Genomic DNA, 23,497 nt, shown 5'->3' on the forward strand with positions numbered 1-23,497 from the left:
GTCAACCCGCAGGCGTACAGTGCCCCGGTAATCCGTGCGAACATGCCGATACGAGAATCACCTTGCTGGACCACCACGTTGTAACGAACGGCACCACCATCGGGATCGACTAATCCGGCACAGTAACAGCCTTCCTCTTTGCCCAACCATTCGCCGACCTGGATCAGTTCAGTCGCGATCTCGCCGGCGCCGCGATGCCGTAGCAAGGACAGAGGCAACTCACCGACCAACTCCACAACCGCATCGCTGCCCCCGGCCGACCGGATCAGCGAAACAATGTCTTCGCGATGCTGATCCAGTTCCGGATCGTTTTCGCCCGGCAAATTCCCCGTCTCAAAGTATCGCCGCGTCCGAAGATACAAATCCTCAATCAGCTTCATCTTCCAATCCGTGAGCACGTCTGGCCCCACCGCAATCAGGTCCGCCACGCTATGGACGAGCAACAACTCCAACCGCCCCACGGCCCCGACCTCTGCGGCAAAGTCATGCACCACATCCGGGTCGTTGAGGTCATGACGAAACGCAACCGTATTCATCAACAAGTGTTTGTGAATGAGCCACTGCAACGTTTCCTTTTGCCCCTGTTCGAGCTCAAACGCGTCGGCCACCTCACCCGCGATGCGCCGGCCGACCTCGCTGTGGTCTTCGTCGTAACCTTTGCCCAAATCGTGGATCAACAGAGCCAAGTGCAAAAGCGTTTTATCTTTAATGCGGCGATACCGACGCCCCATCGCGCTCTCATCCTCGACAAAATCGGTCGCCGCTTGAACCGCACGCAAACAGTGCGCATCGACGGTGTATTGATGGTACGCATTGAACTGCAACAACCCGCGACAACGCTTCATCGCGGGGATGAGTTGTTCAATGATTCGCAGTTCATGCAACCGTCGCAGCAGCGATGCCAAACGCCCCGGCTGACTAAGCAACGCGAGGAAAGACTGCACACTCTTCGGATCCGGCGGACTCCACGAACGCTCTTGCATCGCAACTCGAATCGCCAGCCAAGTTGGATGAGCAATCCGTCGGCAATTCTCGTTCGCAAAATGCATCAACCGGAGCACATCCGACAGACTCGATGCAAAAGAATCGAGCTTCTTACCAATGACCCAAATGTGCGTTGGCCCCATTCGAATTTTGTCATCGATGCGACGTGAGAGAACCCTTTCCAATGCCATCGCGGTTCGCGACCGGGCACGGTGATCGTCGTCGAAGAACGCCGAGACGTAACGCACTCCACGCGTGTGCTCGAAGTAATCCTGCATGAAGTCTTCAACCGGCAACACGCCCAACTCGCCTTGGTATCCCCAGTCCTTGGCGATTTCCATCTGCGTCGGCCGATCCAAAATATCCTGGCTGCGTTTGGATCGAAAGTGAAGTTCGTGACGCAACCTCAACAGGAAACCATGCGCGCGACGCAACGTTTCCAAGTCGTCGCTCGACAACGCCCCGAGACTCGCTAGCTGCGCCAAATCGGTTTGCCCGTGCGTCGCAAAACCGAGCCACCGCACCAATTGAATATCCCTCAACGCACCGCGTGACCGTTTGATATTCGGGCGCAGCAGGTAGATCGTCTCGCCCCATTTGCGACGCTCTTCACGACGCGTCTCAATCGCCTTCTGATTGAGCATTTTCCATCTCCGTTTCGCCCCGGAGCGAAAGGAGTCGTGGAATCGGCGAAACGTCGTCTCGTCACCGCACAACAAGCGCGACTCAGTCAACGATGTGTAAATCTTCGGATCGGTCCACGCGAGCGAACATGCCTCCGCCGGGGTGCGGATCGAGAAGCCCACGTCCAGCCCCGCATCGGTGAGATCACGCACCAACGCACCTGCCACAGGAGCTGCACTCGCCGCCGTGGTGCGAGGCGTCAGCAGCATCAGATCCGCGTCACTGAATGGTGACAGGTCGCGGCGTCCGTGGCCGCCATGGGCAACGAGCGCAAGACGTTGGACTTGCTGCTCCTTTGCTCCACCGGCGAGGGCCTGCCGCAGCGAGTCCTCGTATACGGAGCAAACAATTTGATCGTAGAGATCGCTGAGGGCGGTCGCGGTTTGAAAACTCGGAAGACCGGTTCGAAACCTGGCCTCGATTCGCGAACGCCCCTGAGTGAGTTGGTCTCGGTACCGTAGAGCCGTGGTCGCTAACGAGATCGATTTAGCCACGGGTTTAGAATCGGACAGTGTAAATACCGGAAGCTCGAGGGGGAACAATCGAGCCGGCCAATCGACCCGATAACGAGTCGTCGGTCTTACAACGCCTCTTCGCCCCGCTCACCCGTCCGGATACGAACAGAATCTTCCAGATTGGTAACAAAGATCTTTCCGTCACCGATCTGCCCGGTCTGCGCCGTCTGCAAAATCGTGTCGATCACGGTCTGCAAGTTGTCACTCGTGCAAACCACCTCGATTTTGACCTTCGGCACGAAATCGATTGCGTACTCGGTACCACGATAGATCTCGGTATGCCCTTTTTGGCGACCGAAACCGCGAACTTCACTTACGGTCATGCCGTGGATGCCTTGCTCAGTTAAAGCGTTTTTAACGTCTTCGAGCTTAAAGTGGCGAACGATGGCTTCGACTTTTTTCACGGCAGAGAGCTCCGGCGGATTTAACGAGTTTGCGTGAGACGATCCGATCTAGCGGCGTCTTGCAGGAGACCGCTTCACAGAATTGCGAGGCGATCGTCCCTGGTTCGCCCCATTCTACACGCATGTCACGTCGTTTCACCAGACGGGCAAATTCCGCGCATTTGGAGAATCCAAGAGACCCCCACGCGAATTGCCGGTTCTCCATACGCCCCAAATTCCTCGATGCGTCGCATGAGTCCCCTAAAACACTCCCCTGAGGAGCGATCACGGACATTCCCAACCACACCGATCCGCTCGCATCCGTGAGGAGTCACCCCACTCTTCCGGCATCAGCCCGCGGTCGAGAGCATTTTCGCAAATCACGCGGGACCAATTCCTACCGGACGAATTCGAATCGGCTGGTAGGAACCGGGCCGGGATCACAACATCATTCTTCGAAATGCTCTATTGCGAAGCAGGCCCGACCGAGTTTTTATCGGGGACCAACAATCCGGCGACGATGAATGCCATTTGAATCGCAAAGAACCACGCGAGCGCCTGCAACATGCCTTCGGTGAATCCGTAACTGTGCAACCCAATCCCCAACTCATTGGTGCCGAACCAACTCCACGCCGTGATGATGTTGCCGCCAATCGCCAGAATCGCAAAACCCTTTGCTTTCACCATCCCGTCCCAACGGGCGTGCAGCATCAAGGAATTCCAAATGACGATCAGCAGGGCCCCGTTCTCTTTCGGATCCCATCCCCAGAATCGCCCCCAGGAATCATCGGCCCAAAGTCCGCCGAGAACCGTTCCCACAAAACTGAACAAGATGCCGAAGCACGACGCGCCATAGATGACGCGATACAAATCTCGCTTCGCACGATCGCTCGCACGGAACCAACTCGACACCAAGTAAACAATCCCGAGCGTCCCCGACACCATCGTGGCTACATAGCCGAGCGCCACGGTAATGACGTGCGTCGACAACCAGAACTGCGTATCCAACACCGCCTGCAAAACGCCCATCGTTTCGGCCTGGCCAACAGGCAGCGTGATGTACTCGGCCACACGCAGCGTCATGAATCCGGCAAACGCGGCAAGCAAGTTTCCGGTTCCATACCGGAAGATACGCTCCACGACCAATCCAAACAGAACTGCGGCCCAACCGACAAACACGGCTGACGAATACAAGTTGATCACGGGCGCACGACCGGTGATGTAAACCCGCGCACCGATCACAATCGTGTGCACAATAAACGCCACCGCGATCGTTCCCCAAACCGCGAGGTTGAGTCGCGGAGCATCGATCGCCATCGCGATCAATCCCAGCACAAATGCGATCGTGTAAAACACCGTCGCGACCGTGGTCGGACTCGAACTGCCGATCCATGCCTCCAACGAAACCGCAGCGTGGTCGTACCCGGTGATCGAATAGGACTGGACGCTCGCGAGATGCTCATCAACGGCCGCATTGAAAGCCGCAGCGTCTTCCTCACCGTAGGATCGGATCATTTCGCTGAACGATCGGATGCCGGCAGGCGAATCGTCTTCGCTCAATCCGTTCTTCGCCATGTCAAAGAATGCTGGTGCGAACGGAATCCACTTCGGTTGGTTCACGTCCGACACCGCTGCTTCCTGACTCGGCGGGATCAACGCGGGTGCCTTCATGCCGGCCAAGCTATTCATGCGTTCTTCGAGACGCCGGAGGGCAAACAGTTGTCGTGTCTGTTCACTCGTTCCTTCGGGAAAGAACTCTGCCGGAATTTCATCCGGGATCGGCAACCGGAACGATGCCGCCGCGAGCGTGTATTGCCGGGTTCGCAGATCGAGTTCAATCAGTTTTTTGTCTTTAAAATCCTGCTCGAGCGAGTCCTTCGCTCCGGCTTCCCGTACCAACGTGGTAAAGCGTTCGATGTTGTCGCCAATGTCTTGCAGCGAATAGAGTTTGCTCTCGCGTCGTTCGAGATCGAGTTCCGAACGAACCTCCTCGGCATCGATCCGGAACATCGGCAGACGGCGAATCTCCTCGCTATCCATCGCGACTTCCATGAGCCACTGCACGGCAGACATTTTCCGCGTGTCGACGCGTTCTTGGATCTTTGACGGTGCACCATCGACCGGCAACGAATCCTTGTTGGTCATCGCCTTGAGCGTTTGACGCGCGTACGCATCGAGCGGCATCACCCGCCCACCAAACTGCACCGGAATGTTCCCGGCCGCTGTAAAATCGAACGATGTGTCACGTTCGGTCGGACGACGCATGTTCTGCAGAGAAGATGCGGGCAACAGCAAATACAAAACGCCGAGGACAACAGCCGACACCCACAAAGCGACCGGCCATGACGCCCGCTGTGTTCTCTCAGGACGTTGAACGTCCCCGTCTTTGACTCCTCCGGACAGGTCCTCTTCACTGAAACGCCCAAACGGATCCTGTTCCACCGGCGACGCGAAGTTGCCGCCGGTTTCGCGACGCCGCCGCGAGATGAACCGCGACAACGTCCCCCAGAAATGGACGAGCATCCCCAACGCCGTGATGCTGCAGGCGACATAAGGAATCAACCATCCCGAGTTGCGAACCACCTGAATGCCAGTCAGTTCCTTCCCGCCGGGCAGCGCGGTGTAGTTGGACTGATAGAAAGTTTCGCCACGATATCGCAGCGGATTGTTCATCCAAACGCGTTCTTTGCGATCGTCGCCGGTTTCTTCGTCGACAATCCGTATAAACGAAGAGTAGTCCCGCGGCGTATCCGAACCGCTCCAATTCACACGCCGCACGTCATCGAGCTGCACCCAGTAAGGCTTTACTTCGCGGTGCAAACGCAAACCAAATTCATACGTTTTCCCGTCCACCGTGACGGAGTCCATCATGTCCTTGCTCTTGCCATCGGGCATCAAGATCGCACGATCATTGATCGAATGGCTGACCAAAAACGTCCCCAGCGATTCTTTCGTTTCCGGATGCAGCAATTCCAAGTATGCCGAAGGCGTATTCATCTCCATCTTGGCACCGCCGGACTTCCCGCGTTCGGACGCCGAGACTTCCAAACCGATCCCCTCGGTCGCCGGATTGTCTTCGCGAACCTCGACCAAAGACGAGTTCTCGAAATACTCCAACACGCGAATATCCATCGGTAGCGACGGGTCCGATAAAACATCCTCACCACCGACCACGCCAACCAAACGTTGCGACGGAACCGCGGTCACCGTTTGCACGTCATCTTCAGTCCGAATGAACTGCAACTCGACTTGGTCCAGATTCACAAACGTATTGGTCGACTGCCCTTCGACCAAACTCAACCTTTGTTCGGTTTGTCGATCGCCAAACGCAAACTGGCCGACCATCAGCAAACCGACCCCCAGGTGCAAAAGAACATTGCCGCCTTGCTTCCCGAACGCGATCTGACATCCGACCAGCATCACCAATCCGGCCCCCACGCCTTTGGCCAATTGCCAAATGATCCGCAGTCCCGGATCACCAATTCGAAAGCCGGTCACCAACGACGCGATCACCGCGACCCCGAGGATCGCCGCCAGGGCAAATCCGCTCCGGCGGAACACCACCGAACGGGCACTCGATGCCGCCACGCCACACGCGATCGCACCGACAGCGAGCGACGCCATAATCAGCGCCCACAAACGGTCATACCCCAACCACGAAGGCGGCGTCCCTTGCAGGCCATCATCGTTGTGCCCGAGAAAGATAATCGCTCCTGCGATCGCTACGCCCAACGCCAAGAATGCGAGCCCCGCGATCAACCTGCCGCCGCTCGCCTGCAGTCGAAACCGGGTCACCTTGGCGGCGATCAAGTTGACCATCAACAGGAACCCGATCAATGCTCCGCCGGTGAACGGCACCACGCCGGGAATCGGCTTGTCATGTCGGTAGAACGCCTGCGGAAAGAAATCGTCGATATGCAGCGGCGCGACCCACGACAGAAAGTAACGCTCCTTCACCTCCTGCATGTTCATCTCATCTTGTGCCAGTGTTCCCACCAGCACCAAGACGATTGACAACGCGAACAAAACGACGGTCATCTTGAGCGAACCGACCGCCGCGAGCAGTTGATAGGCGATCGATTGTTGCCCGGCATGCGAACCAGCAGCCGAGGAACGATCGGCAGGAAAATCAGTTGAAACAGTAGCCATAATGGATGGGCCTAAAGGGCGAGAGTGGGAGTTCGGAATCGTGATTCGGGCAGGAATCAGAATTCAATACTCTCTAGAAATGCTTTCATTTGTTCTGACTGGGTCTTCACCGTCTCGACCGGTCCGGTCATCTTCACAAACATGCTGAAGCCCTCTTCGAGTGGGATGATCGTCGCATCGATGGCGGTCGCGTCGGCATCACCCGCATCGTCGGGCATCAACACGAAACGCTGCGCCGAATGACCGCTCACTTCTAACTGTTCCGCATTTTCGATCGCCGCATCAACATCTTCGTCAGGAACCGCGGAGCTGCGAATCTGCCCCATCCAACGTGCGACGTTCCCACGCAGGTCACCACCGGCATTGATAATCGTCACTTCCGCCGCGCTGTCCTCCGGTCCGACATTGAACGCAGCCAACCGCATCATGCTCATCCGGCCATCCCGCCATCCTTCCGGACGGTCGTATTGAATTTTCGATTCTGCATCGCGATCACTCTCGGCAGACTCGCCGGAATCGTCCGTCGATTCACCAGATGCAACAGCTTTCGTCCGCGCCGCGATGGCTTCTCGTGCCGAACGCGGCAACCCCGCGTGCGGATCCGGCGACCCCGACGAGGAAGCCGGCATGGAATCGCCTCCCGCGAAAGGAGCCGATCCCTGAAACGGGCCGCCTCCCGCAAACGGGGCACCACTCATGGAAGACGACGCGGCGTCATCAGGACGTCCGGTGACATCGAGCCAAACCGCGGGATCGGATGAGTCGGCGTTTTTCCATTCCAATTCTTCGGCGCCCGACCACTTTTGATCCGTCGCGTCGAGCCCCACCTGTTTTCGCCACCGCACGATGTTGCTGGTCACTAACGCGTCCCAGTCATCCATCCGGCTCAACTGCGAGATACTGAGATCGAGCTGCTGCTCGGGTGTGTTGATGTCGATCGAGGCAAACCGCATCGCCCGTTCGCCGCCTCGCTTCCAATTTTCAGGCAATTTGCCGATCACAGGTTCGCCATCTTGGAATTCAATCTGCTCGACGAACTCACGGAACTCATCGACCACACCGTCAACGGCCGACTCGCGCCCCATGATTTTGAAGAACCACGCTTGACCCTCCTGAGGCAAGATCGCAGCGACCATACGAGTATCCTCAGCCGCCAGCGCCGCGGGAACCGCCGTCGGAATTTCGTAGGTAATGATCGGCGCCTGCTCCGCGCACCCCATGAAAAGAATGCAAGAAAAAACGCCTCCGAAATAACCGAGCCTGATGGTCGTTGATTTCAAAAGAAGATTCAGAGAACCAAAATTAATAGACAATTGAACAGCGCAGCGAGAGGTGGGGTGGTCTGAGGCGGGAGGTTTCGACAAACCGAGCATCGAGGGCAAAATCCGCCCCGTCGACGCAGGGTCAGAATACCAAAAGAGGCGGTTCATACCTAACCGTGATGTCCGTTTCAACGCGACATCAGCGGCTTTTGTTCTCAGACTTTCGGCCAAATTAGCCAGATCACACTCGATCTTCGGCCGCCCGAGCCACCTTCAAAATCCATTCAATGAGGTACTCGGCGGCTTCCTTCTGCCGATCGATACGATCCGTCGACTGCAAAACACATTCATCAACCGCGACGAGCCTGCCAACACCGTCGGCGCCGCGTCTCGCCATCGACACGAACACGCGTCCATCGGATTCGACCGGTGCCCCCGGCCCCAAATGCCCCGTGATCGCCGCTCCCCAATGAGCCTCCGAGGTCGCAGCCAGCACGCCGGTTGCCATCGCATCGGTAGCCTCTCGACTCTCTGCGGTAAACTGTCGCAGGGCGGCCGCGTCGACGCCGAGCCAATCGGTCTTGGCCGATTCTCGATACGTGACCGCACTTCCGCAAAACACTTCGCTCGCCCCGGGTACCTGCCCGACCAAGGCCGCCGCCATCCCACACGTGCAACTCTCGGCCAGAGTGAGCCGTTCCTCCCGCTCGCGAAAGAATTCGATCAACGATACGGCTTCGGACATCGGCGATCTCACTCTTGCTTGTTTTCACTCAGCACTTCAGCGAACAGCGATCGAGGCCATTCGGAAGGTTCCTCCACACCAGGGAACGTAAACTCCTCGATCCGCCCCGGTGCGGTCGCCGGATTGAGATCGTCGAGAAAGGAATCCCAATTTTCACGCTCAGCAGCGGACAAACCGCGATACCACAAAACATACTTGGCTAGCCGTTCTCCCGACAACACGGTCGCTCCAAAGCAACGTTCCTGCAAACGTTCATTCGGTTCGCTCCATCCGGCAAATGCGAGTGCGGGGAGGTTAGCATCATCAATGGATTCCTCCCAACGAACCGAACGTGTTTCGTCATCCCACGATCCATTGGTGACATAGGGTTCGGTTCCACACCGGAGGTTGACCTTCACCACACCCCACTCGGAACCCGATCGGGGCAACGTCGCCTCCAAGGCATATTTTAAGAGCAACCCGAGCGGATCGACATCGTCATCTTCGTCACTCTGAGGATGTGCTTTGCGGTAGCGGGCCAACTCCTCACGATACAAAGACGTTTCACGCAGTGACTCTCGAAGAGAGCTTTGTAAACGCTCGCTGTCGCCCAGAATCGCAATCGTGTCCCCCTCAGGCAAACCTAACTTTCGCACCATCGCCGCATGCAACACCTCGGCGTACTGCTGAGCGTCCTGGGAATTCAACGCAGCGAATATTTTGGGCGCGTCTTGCATCGCGACGTAGTCTCGTTCGGCGAGATACTGCGACACTCGAACCACGAGACGCTGCATCACCTGCTGTTCATCCAGGTCGCTGAGCATCGCGTGCGTCCAACAATAGGCAGCAATATTCTTCAGATCGTTCCGCAGGTCGTTATCGATAAACACGAGCAAACGTTCTCGTGTCTCAGGATCAGAAATTTCGTTTCCTGCCCAGTGATGCAGCAATTCCACCAGGTGATCGACCGCTTCATTGCGTTTTTGCATCGACGCCTGCAAATCATCCTCTCCGCGAAACCGCTCGCTATACAGAGACGTCGAGCCTAGCTGCGATTCGAAACGCTCATAGCTCCCCGCACCTCCCACGTCACCAGGCATTTCACCTTCGAACAATCCGACAAACGTATGCTTGTCCCCTTCGAAGTGTTCATCGGACGGTTGATAGAACTGACGAAAGTGATCGATCTCCGCTCTGGGCAGTGGCGAGGCCTTTGCATCATCGCTGACCGTCTCGCTCCATACCGTCAACGACCTCCGCATCGACTCTCCGTCGGGCAGCAAATCTATCTCGAAGACTTTACGCGTGCACCCCGCACCACAAACCGCGACAACGCTGCCAAGAACGATTAGCCGAAAACACTTAACGCACACTGAACTTTCCTCGTCTGAGTAGCAAGCCAATCTGCATTGTCGGTCACCACCGACCAGCAATCAATCCAAAGAATGCCAATTGCCAAAATGAATGCGATCGTCTGCGGTATCCTATTACTGCTCTGGATTCGGCCGGCTCGTTGAAATTTCGCCAAAAACCAACGCTGTCGCCAACCCATCGGCGGCCTCGGCACAGTTCTGAAACTCGACCTCGACACGGACCATCTCATGATCCGCCCACTCGATCTGGAATTACTCTTTGCTGCCTTCGCGTTTCGTCACGCCAAAATCGACAACGAACAACTCGGCCGTGCGGTTGCGCAAACGAGCTCCGATCATTCCATCTCGGACACGATGGTCCAAACCGGGATGATTGATGAACAGCAACGCAAACAAATCGATGCGGCCGTAAAGGATCACCTGCAACGGCATCACGATGACAGCTCGACGAGCCTAGCCGCGATCGAACCGCTCCCGTTTCCACTGTCGATCTTTGATCACTTGCTCGAAACCCAAGCAGTTCCCGCCGATGCCCCTAAACAAGGCGACGAGAGATCTGATTCCGAGAATCAGTTGGTCACCTACGAAACCGTTGTCTCACCGAACCTCACTCCCCATCCTTCGCTTTCCGATCGAGGCGTGACATCAAACACGGCTTACGGTCCGACCCGCTATCAATCCAAACGCTTCCACGCTCGCGGCGGCCTCGGGGAAATCTTCGTCGCCAGCGACCGTGAGGTACACCGAGACGTCGCCCTCAAAGAGATTCAGCCGGCCTGTGCGGACAATCCTGCGAGTCGTCGGATGTTCGTTCTCGAGGGTTCTCTCACCGGTTCGCTCGAACACCCCGGCGTCGTTCCGGTGTATGGGATGGGCCAATACCCGGACGGCCGCCCCTTCTACGCGATGCGTTTCATCCGTGGGGAGAGTTTGAAACAGGCGATAAAGAATCTTCATAGCGGGTCTCCCGTCTTCGCCACGTCACGGACTCCCTCGCTCACGCTTCGGCAACTCCTCAATCGTTTTCTCGACGTCTGCAACACGATCGACTACGCACACAGCCGTGGTGTTCTCCACCGAGACATCAAACCCGACAATATCATGCTTGGCCCCTTCAGAGAGACTCTCGTGGTCGACTGGGGATTGGCCGCGATCTACCGACGTGATTCTGCCGCTCCGAACGACGAGGTCCCCGGCGAACTGCTCGAACAGAATCCAACGCTCGCCCCGATCCGTTTGACAGAGGAATCCGACGATCAAGTCCTGGGCACGGCACCCTACATGTCGCCTGAACAAGCCCGAGGCAGGCAATCGGCTCTCAAACCGAGCAGCGATGTCTTCAGCCTCGGTGCGACGCTCTATACGATCCTCACGGGGACAACGATGTACCCGGGCACCTCAACCGCACACGTGCTCGACAAAGCCAAACGACGCGATGCGGTTGCCCCAACCGCGGTGAACCCGAACATCCCCAACGCGCTCGCTGCGATTGTCGAAAAAGCCACCGCGTCGTCACAAACAGACCGCTACCCGACCGCCAAAACCCTCGCCGATGATCTCGAAGCATGGCTCGCTGACGAACCGGTCACGGCATACCGGGAACGGTGGCACGAACGCACTCTGCGATGGATGCGGCAACACCGGACGTTGGTCACGTCCGGATTCGCAGCCCTGCTCGTCGGTATGTTCGCTCTCGGCACAATCGCCATCGTCCTTTCCACCAAAAACGCAGAAGTCGCCGCCCAACGAGACACCGCCGAACGCAATTTGATCGCGGCACGAAAAGCGGTCCGAGAGTCCTTTGTTCAGATCAGCGAAGACGAACGGCTCAAGGCCGAGGGCCTCGATCGGCTTCGCATGAGCCTTCTGAAATCTCCCGAACCCTACTTCGTTGAGTTTCTCTCCCAGACCCCCGATGACCCTCGCCTGCGTTTGGAACAGGCTCAGTGGCGAGCACTTCTCGCCGCGATCGTCCGCAACACCCAATCACCATCTCAGGCCATCGAATACTTTCAAACGGTTGAGAAGAACCTGGATGAACTCGAAAGTGATCTGCGCCCCCATGCAGCCTCGCCGTCGTCCAACGAGTTCGACCGGACGACGCTCGATGCGTATCACCTTCTCCGCACACAAACCCAGGTGCAACTGGCTTCGCTCTATGCGGAAACAGGAAAATTCGAAGAATCCCTCGCACATTCCCAACGTGCGATCGAATATGCCGAGGCGAATCCGAACACCGAGACCGCACTACTTCACGTAGCCGCACTGACTCAACTCGGCAAGACTCAGTTTCAAATCGGACGTGACGATGCCAGCCTCGAAACGCTCAACGATGCGATCGCTCGGCTCGACGTCGCACCTCGCGACAACCGCGAAAGTTGGCAACTCGCGATGAACCATCCACTGATGGCTCGTGCCGAAGTCCGAGCCGCCCGAGGCAACCTCTTCGACGCGATAGAGGACTGGAAGAAGGCGTTAAAACAATCGGAGCAAACCACCCCCGAGCGAGACTCCGAGATCGCCTTCATCGAGTTCCGCACCCGGTGCTATGTCTCATTGGCGAGAGAAACCACCAACGCGCGTCTTCGAAAACTCGCACTCGAGTATTCCCGAATGGCGCAGGAACTCGCGCAACAACTCGTCGATCGGCATCCCGATAATCTCCTCTTCGCCGCACTCCAAATCGACGCGAACAACCTTCGCGCGACGACACTAGCAATCTCTGACGCCGCACCGGATCCGAACGAAGTTCGCAACGGGCTAACCCGAGCTATTGAACTCGATACACGACTGCATACCGAGTTCCCGACGGTTTTCGAATACCGATATCGCTTATTGAAAACGCGTTTGAATCTTATCTTCGCGGAACTCCGCACCGGCAAGGAACCGCCGAGTGTGCTCAAAGATGCCAGCGATGTTCTAGCAGAAACCGCACGACTCGCCCACGACTTCCCACAGGTTCCGGATGCTCAAGCTCTGCATGCGAAAACACTGATCAACACCGCGATGCTGTCTCTCTGGTTCCAAGTTCCCGATGCAGAAACAACAATTCAAAAACGGAGAAGCGAGGCGACCGCGATCTTGGAACATCTCGACCAACTTCCTCAACGGATTGCTTACACGGAATTGCATTCGAACCTCCACGAGTTGCTCGGGCAGATCGCGCAAACCGGCGAACGCTGGAACGACGCAACCGAACAGGAAACCAACCGTCAAGAAACAATGACGTCTTTCCCAGCGTCTTATTGGGAAGTCCCGTTCCCTCACGAGCGACGTGCCGATTCCTTTGACACGCGAGCCCAATATCTTTTCGCAGCAGGAAAACTCAACGAAGGATTGGAAGATCTACAAAAGGGAATCGACGTTCGCCAAACACTCCTCGACACCTTCCCTGATGAACCGGTCATTCGCAAAAACCTCGCGACTGCGCTGAGAGATTACGGCGACTGGCTGAGAGAACTCGACGTACCGGACGTGGACGCGAATCAATACACCCTTCGCAGCCTCGACGTCCTCCAAAACGTTCCGCTCAGCGAACTAAACGATTCCCAACTGCAAACGATCGTTGGTGATCTGGCACAGCTTTCGATAGTCAGCTCCGATGCAAACGATTACCAAACCGCGTCACAGCAGTGCGAACGGGCCCGCGCCGCAGCAATCGAACTGTATCGCCGCGACCCAACACTGCAGCACATGACCTACCAACTGCTGGTCGAGAATCTACTCATTGGATATCGACTCGAACTCGGCCAAGACGTCGACGCCCTGGTGAACAATCTCCATCATGCGGTTGCCGGAATGCTAGACACGCACGGGCACGATGCCGATGCGCGTGACGCAGCAATGTTGGCCTACCGGCAAACGGCCACCCATTTCCACAGCAAGAAGAACTATGAACAGGCACGATACTTTTTGGCCGAAGCCTATCAACTCAGCGAGAACAGCCCGCAGCAGTACACGATCGCGATCAATCTCAGCGACGCCGAAATCCGACTCGGGCGTTTTCTCTCTGGCTGTGAACGTTCAGCACCAATCATGGAAGAACAGGAACTCAGTGCACTGTCCTACTACAGCCTCGCGGTGAACTTCGCACTCGCGGTCGCAGCATTGCAGAACGACACACACCTCAGTGAATCTGCCAACGAGTCACTATCTGATCTGTACCAATCGAACGCTATGAAAGCACTCGAGAAAGCGGCTCAGGTCGGCCTATTCAACGACCCCGGATGGCGTTCAACGATGGAAGCGGACGCTGACCTCGATGCCATTCGCACGACGGACGCGTTCAAGAAATGGACACAAGCACTTGAGTCGCAAGAGCCGTCCGCATCACAATAAAAGCGCAACCCGAGGATCAACAAACGATCTACGCCGCTCGTCGCGTCGACAGACTCTCGCAGCGTTCGCCCATCATCTCCAGCGTGCGATCGTACGCACCGCGATGCTCGTCGACGATGGCCTGAGCCGACCGTCCGAGATCATCGGCCGCCGGAATATCCTCCAAACAACGTCGCACAAAGCTTTCCAATTCGGCCTCGTCCGCAACGCGAACCGCTCCCCCGCCGTCGAGCAGTCGGCCTGCGATGGTGTCAAAGTTCTTGGTATTCGGACCGAATGAAACGGCACACCCATATCCCGCCGGCTCGAGCATGTTCTGCCCGCCTCGGTCCCCAAAACTGCCGCCGACGGTGGCGATGTGAGCAACGCCCCACCAGTGTTTCAGCTCACCGATCGTGTCCACCAGGATCACTTCGTCGCTGTCCAATTGATCGCTGTACTGACTGTCATTATGACTGCGGCGAACCACACGGTCACCTTTCGCAACAACCAACTCCGCGACCAAGTCAAATCGTTCCGGATGCCGTGGCACGAGGATCAACCGCAACTCGGGGTGTTTCTCTCGGAGGCGATGGTAGACCGCCAATGCCATTTCTTCTTCGCCCGCCTGCGTACTGCCGACGCACCACACCCGGTGCCAGGCATCGACGCCGGCCCAGTTCACCCGAGCGGCAACTTCCGACGTATCACGCGAACGCGGTGCGTTGTCAAATTTCAACGATCCGGTGACATGAGCACGTGCTGACTCCACGCCGCATTGAACAAACCGCTTCGCCGCGACATCGTCCTGGCAACCAACCGCCGAGAGTCGACCAAAAGTTGGCGATAAGAAACGACCAAACCGTTGATAGCCGGACGCGCTCCGCTCACTCAATCGACCGTTGATAACAACAACCGGGCAATCCAAACGTTCAGCGGCCGCAATGAGATTCGGCCATAATTCAAGTTCTGCCAACACCAATCGCGTGCACCGGAGATTCCGAAGCGTCCGTGACACCGCCCAGGTGAAATCCAACGGACAGAAGAACACACGCTCTTCACCGAAATGCTTGACCGCGAGATCATACCCGGTGTCGGTGGACGTGCTGACAACGATCGCCCGTCCGTTCGCCTGCAGAGAAAGTCGCCGAACCAATTCGGGCAACAAATTCACTTCGCCGACACTCACCGCGTGCAGCCAAATGGTTTCCTCATGCTCGCCACGCAGGCGTGCTGCTGCAAACTCGGAAAGCCCCAACAGTTTTTGCCCGACACCACGCCGATAGCGGCCATGACGGATCATGCGAAAGAGAACGACCGGCGACAGCAATGATAAGACTGTCACGTACAACAAATTCAGAAACATCCGTGTCCCTCTTTGTTCGACAATGATTCCAATGAGAATGGTTTATCCATCTCAACGGCACTAGGCCCCTGTCCTAAAACCCAAACACCGCAGTTCGCTATCCCAGAAAAGGAAACGAGCTCTGTCGGCTAGTGGTCCGCAACAGCCAATCTCACAGTAGCGAAACTCGCAACGGGCTGTTGACTTGTCGTTTAACGGGCAGCCAAAGGCGACCTACTTGCCACTGCACGTCGCCTACGGCTACCGGTTAAACGAATACAGGTTGACTCTTGATTAAATCGACAAACCTCCAAGAGTTTCGTCGAGCCTCATGAATCACCGAAAGTCTTCGCGACTTTCGCTACGTTCTTGCCCCATGCTTTTAGCTGTAGATAGTTTATGTCAGCTCTCTTTTTGGGTAGTAGACTCGAAAACCAAGCCGCAACGGTGTCCTAGGCCATTTTCCTCATGCAGCAGGATTTGTATTTCTTGCCACTGCCACAGGGGCAGGGTGCATTGCGTCCGATGCGTGGTTCGTCCTTGCGAATCGGTTCCGGCTTGACCTCTTCACCATCGCCACGCCCTTCGCTTCCCGAAGCGGCACGTTGGGCGGCGGTATCGCTCCCTATCCGGGCCGACGCGCCGGCTTCGTGAGCGTCGTCATGTCTCGCACGTGCATCGACCCAGGTACTGCGGATGAACTCCTCGTTGAACGATTCCATGCGGAAGATCAGGTCGGAAACTCGCTCTCCGATCGCTCCCCACATGGTTTCGAACAGACGCATGCCTTCGCGTTTGTATTCAACCTTCGGATCCATTTGGGCGTAGCCCTTCAACCCGACACTGCTGCGTAGATGGTCCATCGTGAGCAGGTGATTCTTCCATGCATCATCGACGATATTGAGCAGGATTTTGCCGCTCCATCCGTCGCATTTCAGGATAGAAACGATCATCCACGGCACCTTCCACGGTGAGGGTCAATTCTTCCCGATTCATCCGTGCGAGGTCGTCTACCGTGGTCTCGTGGTCCAGTTCCGTATTGAGCCATTGCACGAGCCCTTCGAGTTGCCCGCTGTCGCCGCTGGCGAGCAGGGCGGTTGTCTCATCATCGGCTCCCTTAAAGATCTCGGAAACCTTCGCGAGTCCTGTCTCTTGAACGGAGGTCGACTGCGTCGCCGACGTTTTACTGTACTGAACCAGTTGTTGTTTCAGTTCATCACGGTTCAGTTTGATATCGTCGACGGACAGTTGTTTGCCGAAGCGTCGTTCCACCCATCCGATCAGACTCTCGCGATCGAGTTGTACCTGTGCCCCATTCTTTTCGGTGTATTTCGAGATTCCGGTCAGGACGGGGTATTCGGCTTCTTTGTCGGCATAGGAGGCTTCGGCTCGCTTCACCAAAGTCTCTGCCACTTCCCGCGGGTCTTCGACGTCACGGAACTCTTCTGGCGTGGTTTCGATTCCGAATTTGTGACGCATCCAACCACACAGAACTCGCAAACCGTAGTCTGCTTCGAGCAGCGGCTCACCTTCGCTGAGATCGGTTTGCTCGATGAGGGCGTGTGCCTTCTTCTCGAACTCGTCGATCATCTCATCGCGATCGAGTTGTTTGAGTTTGTTGTCTTGGTAGTTCGTCTGAAGACGTGTGTTGGCCCAGGTTGCCATCGCCTTCCAGTTCCATTCGTCTTCCATGCTGCTGGGCAGGTTTTCTTCAACCGCTTCGGCAACCATTCCCTCGGCTTGTCGTTCGGCCTGATCTTTTGCGATCCGGTCCGCCATCTCGAAGTCGGTATTTGAGAAGTCGCGAGCGTCGAGTTGGCACTGCAACTTGGTACCCGCAAACGTGGCGAACGTTTCAACGCCGTAGTTCGGCTCGAGGAACGTATCGACGTGCGATTGAATCTCGGCGCGAATCAGGCCGAGCACCATGTTGCGGGACGAGTGCCCGTCGAGCAGGTTTTGGCGATAGCGGTAAACGCGTTTCCGCTGTTCGTCCATGACCTCATCGTATTCGAGCAAACTCTTACGAATTTCAAAGTTGCGTTCTTCGACCTTCTTCTGAGCGGCAGCGATGCGGCGGGTCACGAGCGAGGACTCGATCGCTTCGCCCTCTTTCATCCCCATCCGTTCCATGATGGTTTTGACGAAGTCGCCGGCGAAGATTCGCATCAGGTCGTCTTCGAGCGACAAGAAGAAACGGCTGCCGCCGGGATCTCCCTGACGACCGCAACGACCGCGGAGCTGCAAGTCGATCCGGCGTGATTCATGACGCTCGGTACCAAGAACGTACAAACCACCGAGCTCGCGGACGATTTCGCCTTCGGCTTTCATGCCTTCGCGGTCATCGATCTCGGCAACGAGGTTATTCCAAACGTCGTCCGGCACTTCCAAACGTGTCGGATAGGTGTGCTGCAACTGAGCCCACGCCATCGTTTCGGGATTACCGCCGAGGATGATGTCCGTACCGCGGCCGGCCATATTCGTTGCGATGGTCACCGCACCAATTCGTCCCGCCTGCGAAACGATTTCCGCTTCGCGACCGTGTTGTTTGGCGTTCAGAACGCTGTGCGGGATGCCACGTCGTTCGAGCATTTGCCCGAGACGTTCACTCTTTTCAATGCTGACGGTACCGACGAGAACCGGACGTCCGGCCCGCTCGATCGAGGTGATTTCCGATCGTGGAATCGACTCAGTCTGTTTTTCGTTCTTGTGAATGAACGAAATCTCGCTGTCCGTTTCGCTCTGGATCTTACCCCATGCTTCGTTCCCATCTTTGAACGTCAAGACGTCCCATTTGTGAGCACGTTCGACGTCGTCAGCGATCGCGTTGAACTTGTCTTTTTCAGTGAGGTAGATCAGGTCAGGGTGTTCGATACGTTGCAACTCACGGTGAGTCGGGATCGCCACCACGTCGAGTTTGTAAATCTTGTAGAACTCGTCCGCTTCGGTCATCGCCGTACCGGTCATCCCGGAGAGTTTGCGATACATCTTGAAGATGTTCTGCAGCGACGCGGTCGCGAACGTTTGCGTTTCTTGCTTGATCGGCACGCCTTCTTTGGCTTCGACGGCTTGGTGCAAACCGTCGGACCACTGACGTCCCTCCATCAGTCGACCGGTGAACTCGTCAACGATCACAATCTGCTTGTCTTTGATGACGTAGTTGACGTCGATCTTGTAGAGGTAATGCGCCTTCAACGAGTTATCGATCAGGTGCGGCCATTCCATGTTGCCCGCGGTGTAGAAACTCTCCACGCCGGCGAGTTCCTCAGCCGCACGCACCCCTTCGTCGGTCAGGGTGACGTTGTGTTGTTTCTCGTCGACGGTGAAGTGAACTTCCTTCTGCAACTGGCGGGCAACGCGATCCGCTTCGGCGTAACGGCCCAGGTCGAGGTCCGCGGGCCCGCTGATGATCAACGGTGTTCGAGCCTCGTCGATCAGAATGTTGTCGACTTCGTCGATGATGGCGTAGTTCAGCGGCCCTTGGCACTGCTGAGCGTCTTTCGGGAAGCGGTCGTCACCCTTGCCCGCCGGACGCATGTTGTCACGCAGGTAATCGAACCCGAACTCGTTGTTGGTTCCGTAGGTGATGTCGCACTGATACGCGGCCTGTTTGTCGGCGGTGCTCATCCCCGATTGAATCGCATTGACCGTCAAACCGAGATTCATGTAGAGCGGCGCCATCCACTCCATGTCACGCCGGGCGAGATAATCGTTGACGGTAATGACGTGAACGCCCTTGCCCTCCAACGCGTTTAGATAGGCAGCCAGCGTCGCACAGAGTGTTTTACCTTCCCCGGTCACCATTTCGGCGATCGCCCCGGAGTGCAGCACCATCCCGCCGATCAACTGCACATCGTAATGCCGCATACCGAGGAAACGCTTACTGCCTTCGCGGCAGACCGCAAAAGCCTCGACGAGCAAATCATCGAGCGTTTCGCCTTCCCGTAATCGCTTCCGAAAAGCTTCCGTTTGCGCGCGGAGCTCCTCGTCGCTCATCGCCTCATATTTGGGCTCCAAAGCGGTGACTTTATCGACCTTTTCCTGGAGTCGGGCGACGTGGCGTGCGTTCGCTGAACCGAATACGCTGGTGGCGAGCTGACCAACTTTTTCGAAAGTTCCTCCGAAAAAGAGGCCTAAAAGGTCCCAGATACGCTCGAGGATGGACATAAATAGTAGGGGGGCGAGGGCGAAACGGTGCGGTCAGGAATGCGGTAAAGGCATACGGTTTACGTAAACCGTGCCAGAATTCAACGTTACGGGTTCTGGGAAACTGGGTCAACTGCGATCACGTCATGCTCTCTGCGGCTCGCCCAGACCTCCAGTCCTGCCTCATTCGCCATTTTGACGGTTGATTTGAGGGAGCCGAGCATGGTTTGCAAACGCTGGGCCAGAGACTCCATCGCAAACCGCTCGCTCGCGTAATGTCCGACCAAAGCGAGCGATAATCCCGTGTTTTCTGCTTCCAAGCAAGTGTGGAAGGTGGCTTCACCGGACAACAATAAATCGCATCCGACGCGTCGGGCCGCCCCGACGAAGCTGCCACCACTGCCACAGGCAACCCCCAACCGTCGCACCGGACGATCGAGATCACCGACGATCCGCGGACGCGTCGCCCCAGAAAATCCGGCAGCCTTGGCGAAAACTTCCGCCGCGGTCAAACGTTCGCGGAGGGTCCCGTACCGCCCCGCTCCCTCGATATTGTCCGGCGACGATGCCGAGGTAGGACGATCGATGGCAATCAATGGTTTGACGTCGGACAGCCCCAAGGCCTCGCACCACTGGTCATTGATCCCGCCTTTGGCCGAATCGAAGGCGGTGTGGGCGCTGTACAAGGCGACACCTGCCCGGCACAACCGCCAAACCAATTCACCGGCGGCGGAATCGGTGTTGATCTTCGCCATCGGTTTGAACGGCAGCGGGTGGTGAGCGACGATGGCGTCGACATTTTCCTCCTCCGCCTCCGCCACGACATCGGGCGTCACCGTCAGACAGGTCATGATTCGGCACGCGGGCGCCGAACGATGCCCCAGAAGCAAACCGACGTTGTCCCACTCCTCCGCAAGTCGCAGCGGCGCGATTTCGGACATCGCCTGACAAAGATGATGGACTTGCATGGGTTCGGCGAAAGGGAATGAGCGGATGCGTTCTTCGATGAACGAAAACGCCAAGGTTATCGCTCCGCTTTCAAACCGTAAACGCCTGGGCGTTGGCGTTTCGCGTTCGTTTTCCCAGATCCGGCAGACGCCAACACGCCCGACCGCCGAACACGATCAGGCGTTGAGCCGGCGAGTGATCTCGGGGAGAGAGACCTAAGAATGCCCGCCGGCGATTCCACTTTTCGCCAACGAGGATTTCTAACGACGAGCGGCCGGATGACTCAGCGGCATCCACGCCGAATTCTGTTGATGGCTGGCAACACATTGCTCGATAAACAGCATTCCTTCGACGCCGTCGTAGACGTTTGGATAAACAGTGTCACGCCGTTCGAACGACTCACCGGCGGCACGTCGTGCGATATCGTCAAAAGCGGCTGCATAGATATTCGAGAACGCCCCGTAGAAACCTTCCGGGTGCCCCGCCGGCAAACGGCAGGACGCCTCCGCGAGCGGCGTCATCGTTCCCGAACCCGGTGCACGGGTGTAGATCTGAGCCGGTTGCCCGTTCCGCCGCACGACCATTTCGTTGGGCGACTCCTGCCGCCATTTCAACGATCCGAGCGTTCCGTCGACTTCCAATTCGAAATCGTTCTCGCGTCCGTGGCTGATTTGCGACGCGGTTACCGTTCCGAGTGCTCCGTTTTGATACCGAATCACGGCGGTTCCGTAATCGTCGAGGCGGCGACCTTCGACAAACGTTTTCAAGTGACAACTGACCGACTCGGGCAACTCACCGGTCACATACCGCCCCAGGTTAAACGCGTGCGTTGCGATATCACCAAACGCACCGGCCGCACCGCTCTTGGCCGGGTCCGTTCGCCACGACGCCTGTTTGTGGTCGCCGTCCTCAACACGCTCGGCGAGCCATCCCTGGATGTACTGGCTGCGAATCGCGTTGATCGTGCCCAACTCACCCGCCTGAATCATCTCGCGAGCCTGCCGGATCATCGGATAACCGGTGTAGTTATGCGTCAACGCAAAAACCACATCCGAGTTCTCAACCGTCTTCAGCAGCGCCTCCGCTTGAGCCAAGTCAAACGTCATCGGCTTATCGCAGATCACGTTGAATCCGGCTTCGACCGCCGCCTTGGCGATTTCATAGTGGGTGTGGTTTGGCGTTGTGATGCTGATGAAGTCGATCCGGTCCTCTTCCGGCAACCGCGACTCCGCATCGAGCATGGCTTCGAAACTGCCGTAGGCTCGCGATTCATCAACACCGTAGGTCGGAGCCGTTTTCTTGCTCTTTTCCGGATCGCTCGAGAACGCCCCGGCCACCAAGGTGCAGCGGTGATCCAGACCGGCAGCCATCGTGTGCACGCGTCCAATGAAGGATCCCAATCCGCCGCCCACGATGCCCATTCGAAGTCTGCGAGCCAGAGGTGGATTCAACGCCATGTTTTTTCTCAAAGGTAAAGGTTGTCGAAAATCAATTGCAAAACAAATTCGCCGCGTTCCCGCAAGGCTTGCGTATCAGTCCCTCTGATCCAGTAAACCTCTGTGATCACGTACACTCGCGTGAACACGTGGAAACTCAGCGATCACGCGGGTTCGGCAGGCGAATTCTCCAATCGTAAAGTTCTTGAGGACACGGTACAATCAGGCCGCCAATAGGCCTTCAACGTGTGCCCCACCCGGGATACCCCGTCTCTTTATCAACCCAACCATGCGGTTCCGTGATGCACGACCTCTCTTCCGAAAACCACCCCGCGGCCACCACTCCTAGCGAACTCAATGCTCACAGCGGTTCCGCTACATCCTGCGAGCCCGCCTCGCATGCACTTCCGCTTGCAAACAACAGCGTATGCTGCAACTGGCTCAGCGCGAAAACACTGCAACGATTTGCGATCGCAACGCTCGTGATCGTGGCAGCCACCGCGACCTATGCCGCCGCCTACTTTGCCGAAATGGCCCAACAAGCCAACGCCAACATTGAGGCTGCTCACGCCGCCGCGGCCGATGCCGACGACGTCCTCGCCAATTGGGAAGGGCTCCCGATCGCGAACGCCGCCGCCGCCGTCAGCAGTGAAAAGTTTTCGGTCTGCACCGGTTTGATCAGTGAAGAGAGCGAAGCGTTGTTTGTTCTCGATCACAACTCGGGTCTGCTGCAGTGCTCTGTGCTCTACCCGCGTCTGGGACGATTCATGGCAACGTACACCATCAACGTCGCCGATGCGTTGGGAATGGAAGCCAAGGGTGGCAGCTACATCATGGTCACCGGAACCGCAGACTTCCCGAGCAGCAGCAATCGTCCACTCGGATTCTCGGTCGTCTACGTTCTCGACACCGCGTCGGGCAACTATGCCTGCTACGGGGTCCCGTTCGATCGGGTCGCGATGAAGTCCAACCGACCTCAACAAGGCGTGATGTTCCTCATCGGACAGGGCTCCGCCAACCCCGTCATCGACCGCGACGATTTGCGTTAAGCAAATCGAACCATCGATCGCGATGAATTAGCGAACATCGCCAACCGGCCTAGTAATTTATTAGCCCGCTGCGCTAGGGAGGGATCACACACAACCACTCGCTTGCCGGGCTGTTGATTTATTCAAGAGTCAACCTGTTTTCGTTTAACCGGTAGGCTTAGGCGACGCTTGACGGAACACAC

At 57.0% G+C, this 23,497-nt stretch carries 12 protein-coding genes and 1 pseudogene; 2 read left to right on the forward strand and 11 right to left on the reverse strand.

Features of this window, described 5'->3' with window-relative positions; translation table 11 throughout:
* The 6 genes from RSSM_RS22720 to RSSM_RS22745 form a co-directional block, all read right to left on the reverse strand.
* On the reverse strand, nucleotides 1-2,162 hold a 2,162-nt coding region (locus RSSM_RS22720; protein ID WP_044303331.1), incomplete at its 3' end, for a [protein-PII] uridylyltransferase family protein.
* A gap of 86 nt (nucleotides 2,163-2,248) precedes the next feature.
* The gene (locus tag RSSM_RS22725) at nucleotides 2,249-2,587 is read right to left on the reverse strand and encodes a P-II family nitrogen regulator (protein ID WP_008684605.1); all 339 of its coding nucleotides are present in this window, start codon (nucleotides 2,585-2,587) and stop codon (nucleotides 2,249-2,251) included.
* 444 nt (nucleotides 2,588-3,031) lie between these two features.
* A complete protein-coding gene (gene ccsA / locus RSSM_RS22730; RefSeq protein ID WP_008684607.1) occupies nucleotides 3,032-6,715 on the reverse strand; it encodes a cytochrome c biogenesis protein in 3,684 nt (1,227 codons plus the stop codon).
* Between the two features lie 56 nt (nucleotides 6,716-6,771).
* On the reverse strand, nucleotides 6,772-7,995 hold the full coding sequence (locus RSSM_RS22735; protein ID WP_236621316.1) for a hypothetical protein: 1,224 nt from the start codon (nucleotides 7,993-7,995) through the stop codon (nucleotides 6,772-6,774).
* A 223-nt stretch (nucleotides 7,996-8,218) separates the two neighbouring features.
* Complete coding sequence (locus tag RSSM_RS22740) at nucleotides 8,219-8,722, reverse strand: CinA family protein (protein WP_008684612.1); 504 nt, start codon at nucleotides 8,720-8,722, stop codon at nucleotides 8,219-8,221.
* Nucleotides 8,723-8,730: 8 nt separating this feature from the next.
* Nucleotides 8,731-9,984 carry a hypothetical protein gene (locus RSSM_RS22745; RefSeq protein ID WP_008684614.1) on the reverse strand — a complete coding sequence of 418 codons (1,254 nt, stop codon included), beginning with the start codon at nucleotides 9,982-9,984 and terminating at the stop codon, nucleotides 8,731-8,733.
* Nucleotides 9,985-10,302: 318 nt separating this feature from the next.
* Here RSSM_RS22745 and RSSM_RS22750 point away from each other — a divergent pair, with 318 nt between their 5' ends.
* On the forward strand, nucleotides 10,303-14,412 hold the full coding sequence (locus tag RSSM_RS22750) for a protein kinase domain-containing protein (RefSeq protein WP_008684616.1): 4,110 nt from the start codon (nucleotides 10,303-10,305) through the stop codon (nucleotides 14,410-14,412).
* Nucleotides 14,413-14,440: 28 nt separating this feature from the next.
* On the opposite strand, the gene RSSM_RS22755 is transcribed toward RSSM_RS22750, so the two are convergent.
* From RSSM_RS22755 to RSSM_RS22780, 5 genes and pseudogenes are all read right to left on the reverse strand, one after another.
* Nucleotides 14,441-15,757 carry a 3-deoxy-D-manno-octulosonic acid transferase gene (locus tag RSSM_RS22755; protein ID WP_008684618.1) on the reverse strand — a complete coding sequence of 439 codons (1,317 nt, stop codon included), beginning with the start codon at nucleotides 15,755-15,757 and terminating at the stop codon, nucleotides 14,441-14,443.
* A 431-nt stretch (nucleotides 15,758-16,188) separates the two neighbouring features.
* Nucleotides 16,189-16,689 carry an SEC-C metal-binding domain-containing protein gene (locus RSSM_RS35520; RefSeq protein ID WP_044303332.1) on the reverse strand — a complete coding sequence of 167 codons (501 nt, stop codon included), beginning with the start codon at nucleotides 16,687-16,689 and terminating at the stop codon, nucleotides 16,189-16,191.
* Nucleotides 16,690-16,908: 219 nt separating this feature from the next.
* Nucleotides 16,909-19,903, reverse strand: a pseudogene (locus RSSM_RS31880) (preprotein translocase subunit SecA); the annotation flags it as partial.
* Between the two features lie 86 nt (nucleotides 19,904-19,989).
* Nucleotides 19,990-20,850 carry a Nif3-like dinuclear metal center hexameric protein gene (locus RSSM_RS22770; protein WP_044303333.1) on the reverse strand — a complete coding sequence of 287 codons (861 nt, stop codon included), beginning with the start codon at nucleotides 20,848-20,850 and terminating at the stop codon, nucleotides 19,990-19,992.
* Nucleotides 20,851-21,090: 240 nt separating this feature from the next.
* Entirely contained in the window at nucleotides 21,091-22,251 is a 1,161-nt protein-coding gene (locus RSSM_RS22780) for a Gfo/Idh/MocA family protein (RefSeq protein ID WP_008684629.1), read from the reverse strand.
* A 317-nt stretch (nucleotides 22,252-22,568) separates the two neighbouring features.
* Between RSSM_RS22780 and RSSM_RS22785 the strand changes: the two genes are divergently transcribed.
* Entirely contained in the window at nucleotides 22,569-23,315 is a 747-nt protein-coding gene (locus RSSM_RS22785; protein WP_008684631.1) for a hypothetical protein, read from the forward strand.
* The last annotated feature ends 182 nt before the right edge of the window (nucleotides 23,316-23,497 follow it).

This window comes from Aporhodopirellula sallentina SM41 (assembly GCF_000346505.1).
GTDB lineage: Bacteria > Planctomycetota > Planctomycetia > Pirellulales > Pirellulaceae > Rhodopirellula > Rhodopirellula sallentina.

Bases quoted from the DNA above. Each gene is read 5' to 3' on its own strand.
- ccsA (WP_008684607.1), bottom strand. From the start codon at position 6,715: ATGGCTACTGTTTCAACTGATTTTCCTGCCGATCGTTCCTCGGCTGCT.
- RSSM_RS22740 (WP_008684612.1), bottom strand. From the start codon at position 8,722: ATGTCCGAAGCCGTATCGTTGATCGAATTCTTTCGCGAGCGGGAGGAA.
- RSSM_RS22750 (WP_008684616.1), top strand. From the start codon at position 10,303: ATGATCCGCCCACTCGATCTGGAATTACTCTTTGCTGCCTTCGCGTTT.
- RSSM_RS22755 (WP_008684618.1), bottom strand. From the start codon at position 15,757: ATGTTTCTGAATTTGTTGTACGTGACAGTCTTATCATTGCTGTCGCCG.
- RSSM_RS35520 (WP_044303332.1), bottom strand. From the start codon at position 16,689: ATGATCGTTTCTATCCTGAAATGCGACGGATGGAGCGGCAAAATCCTG.
- RSSM_RS22770 (WP_044303333.1), bottom strand. From the start codon at position 20,850: ATGCAAGTCCATCATCTTTGTCAGGCGATGTCCGAAATCGCGCCGCTG.
- RSSM_RS22780 (WP_008684629.1), bottom strand. From the start codon at position 22,251: ATGGGCATCGTGGGCGGCGGATTGGGATCCTTCATTGGACGCGTGCAC.
- RSSM_RS22785 (WP_008684631.1), top strand. From the start codon at position 22,569: ATGCACGACCTCTCTTCCGAAAACCACCCCGCGGCCACCACTCCTAGC.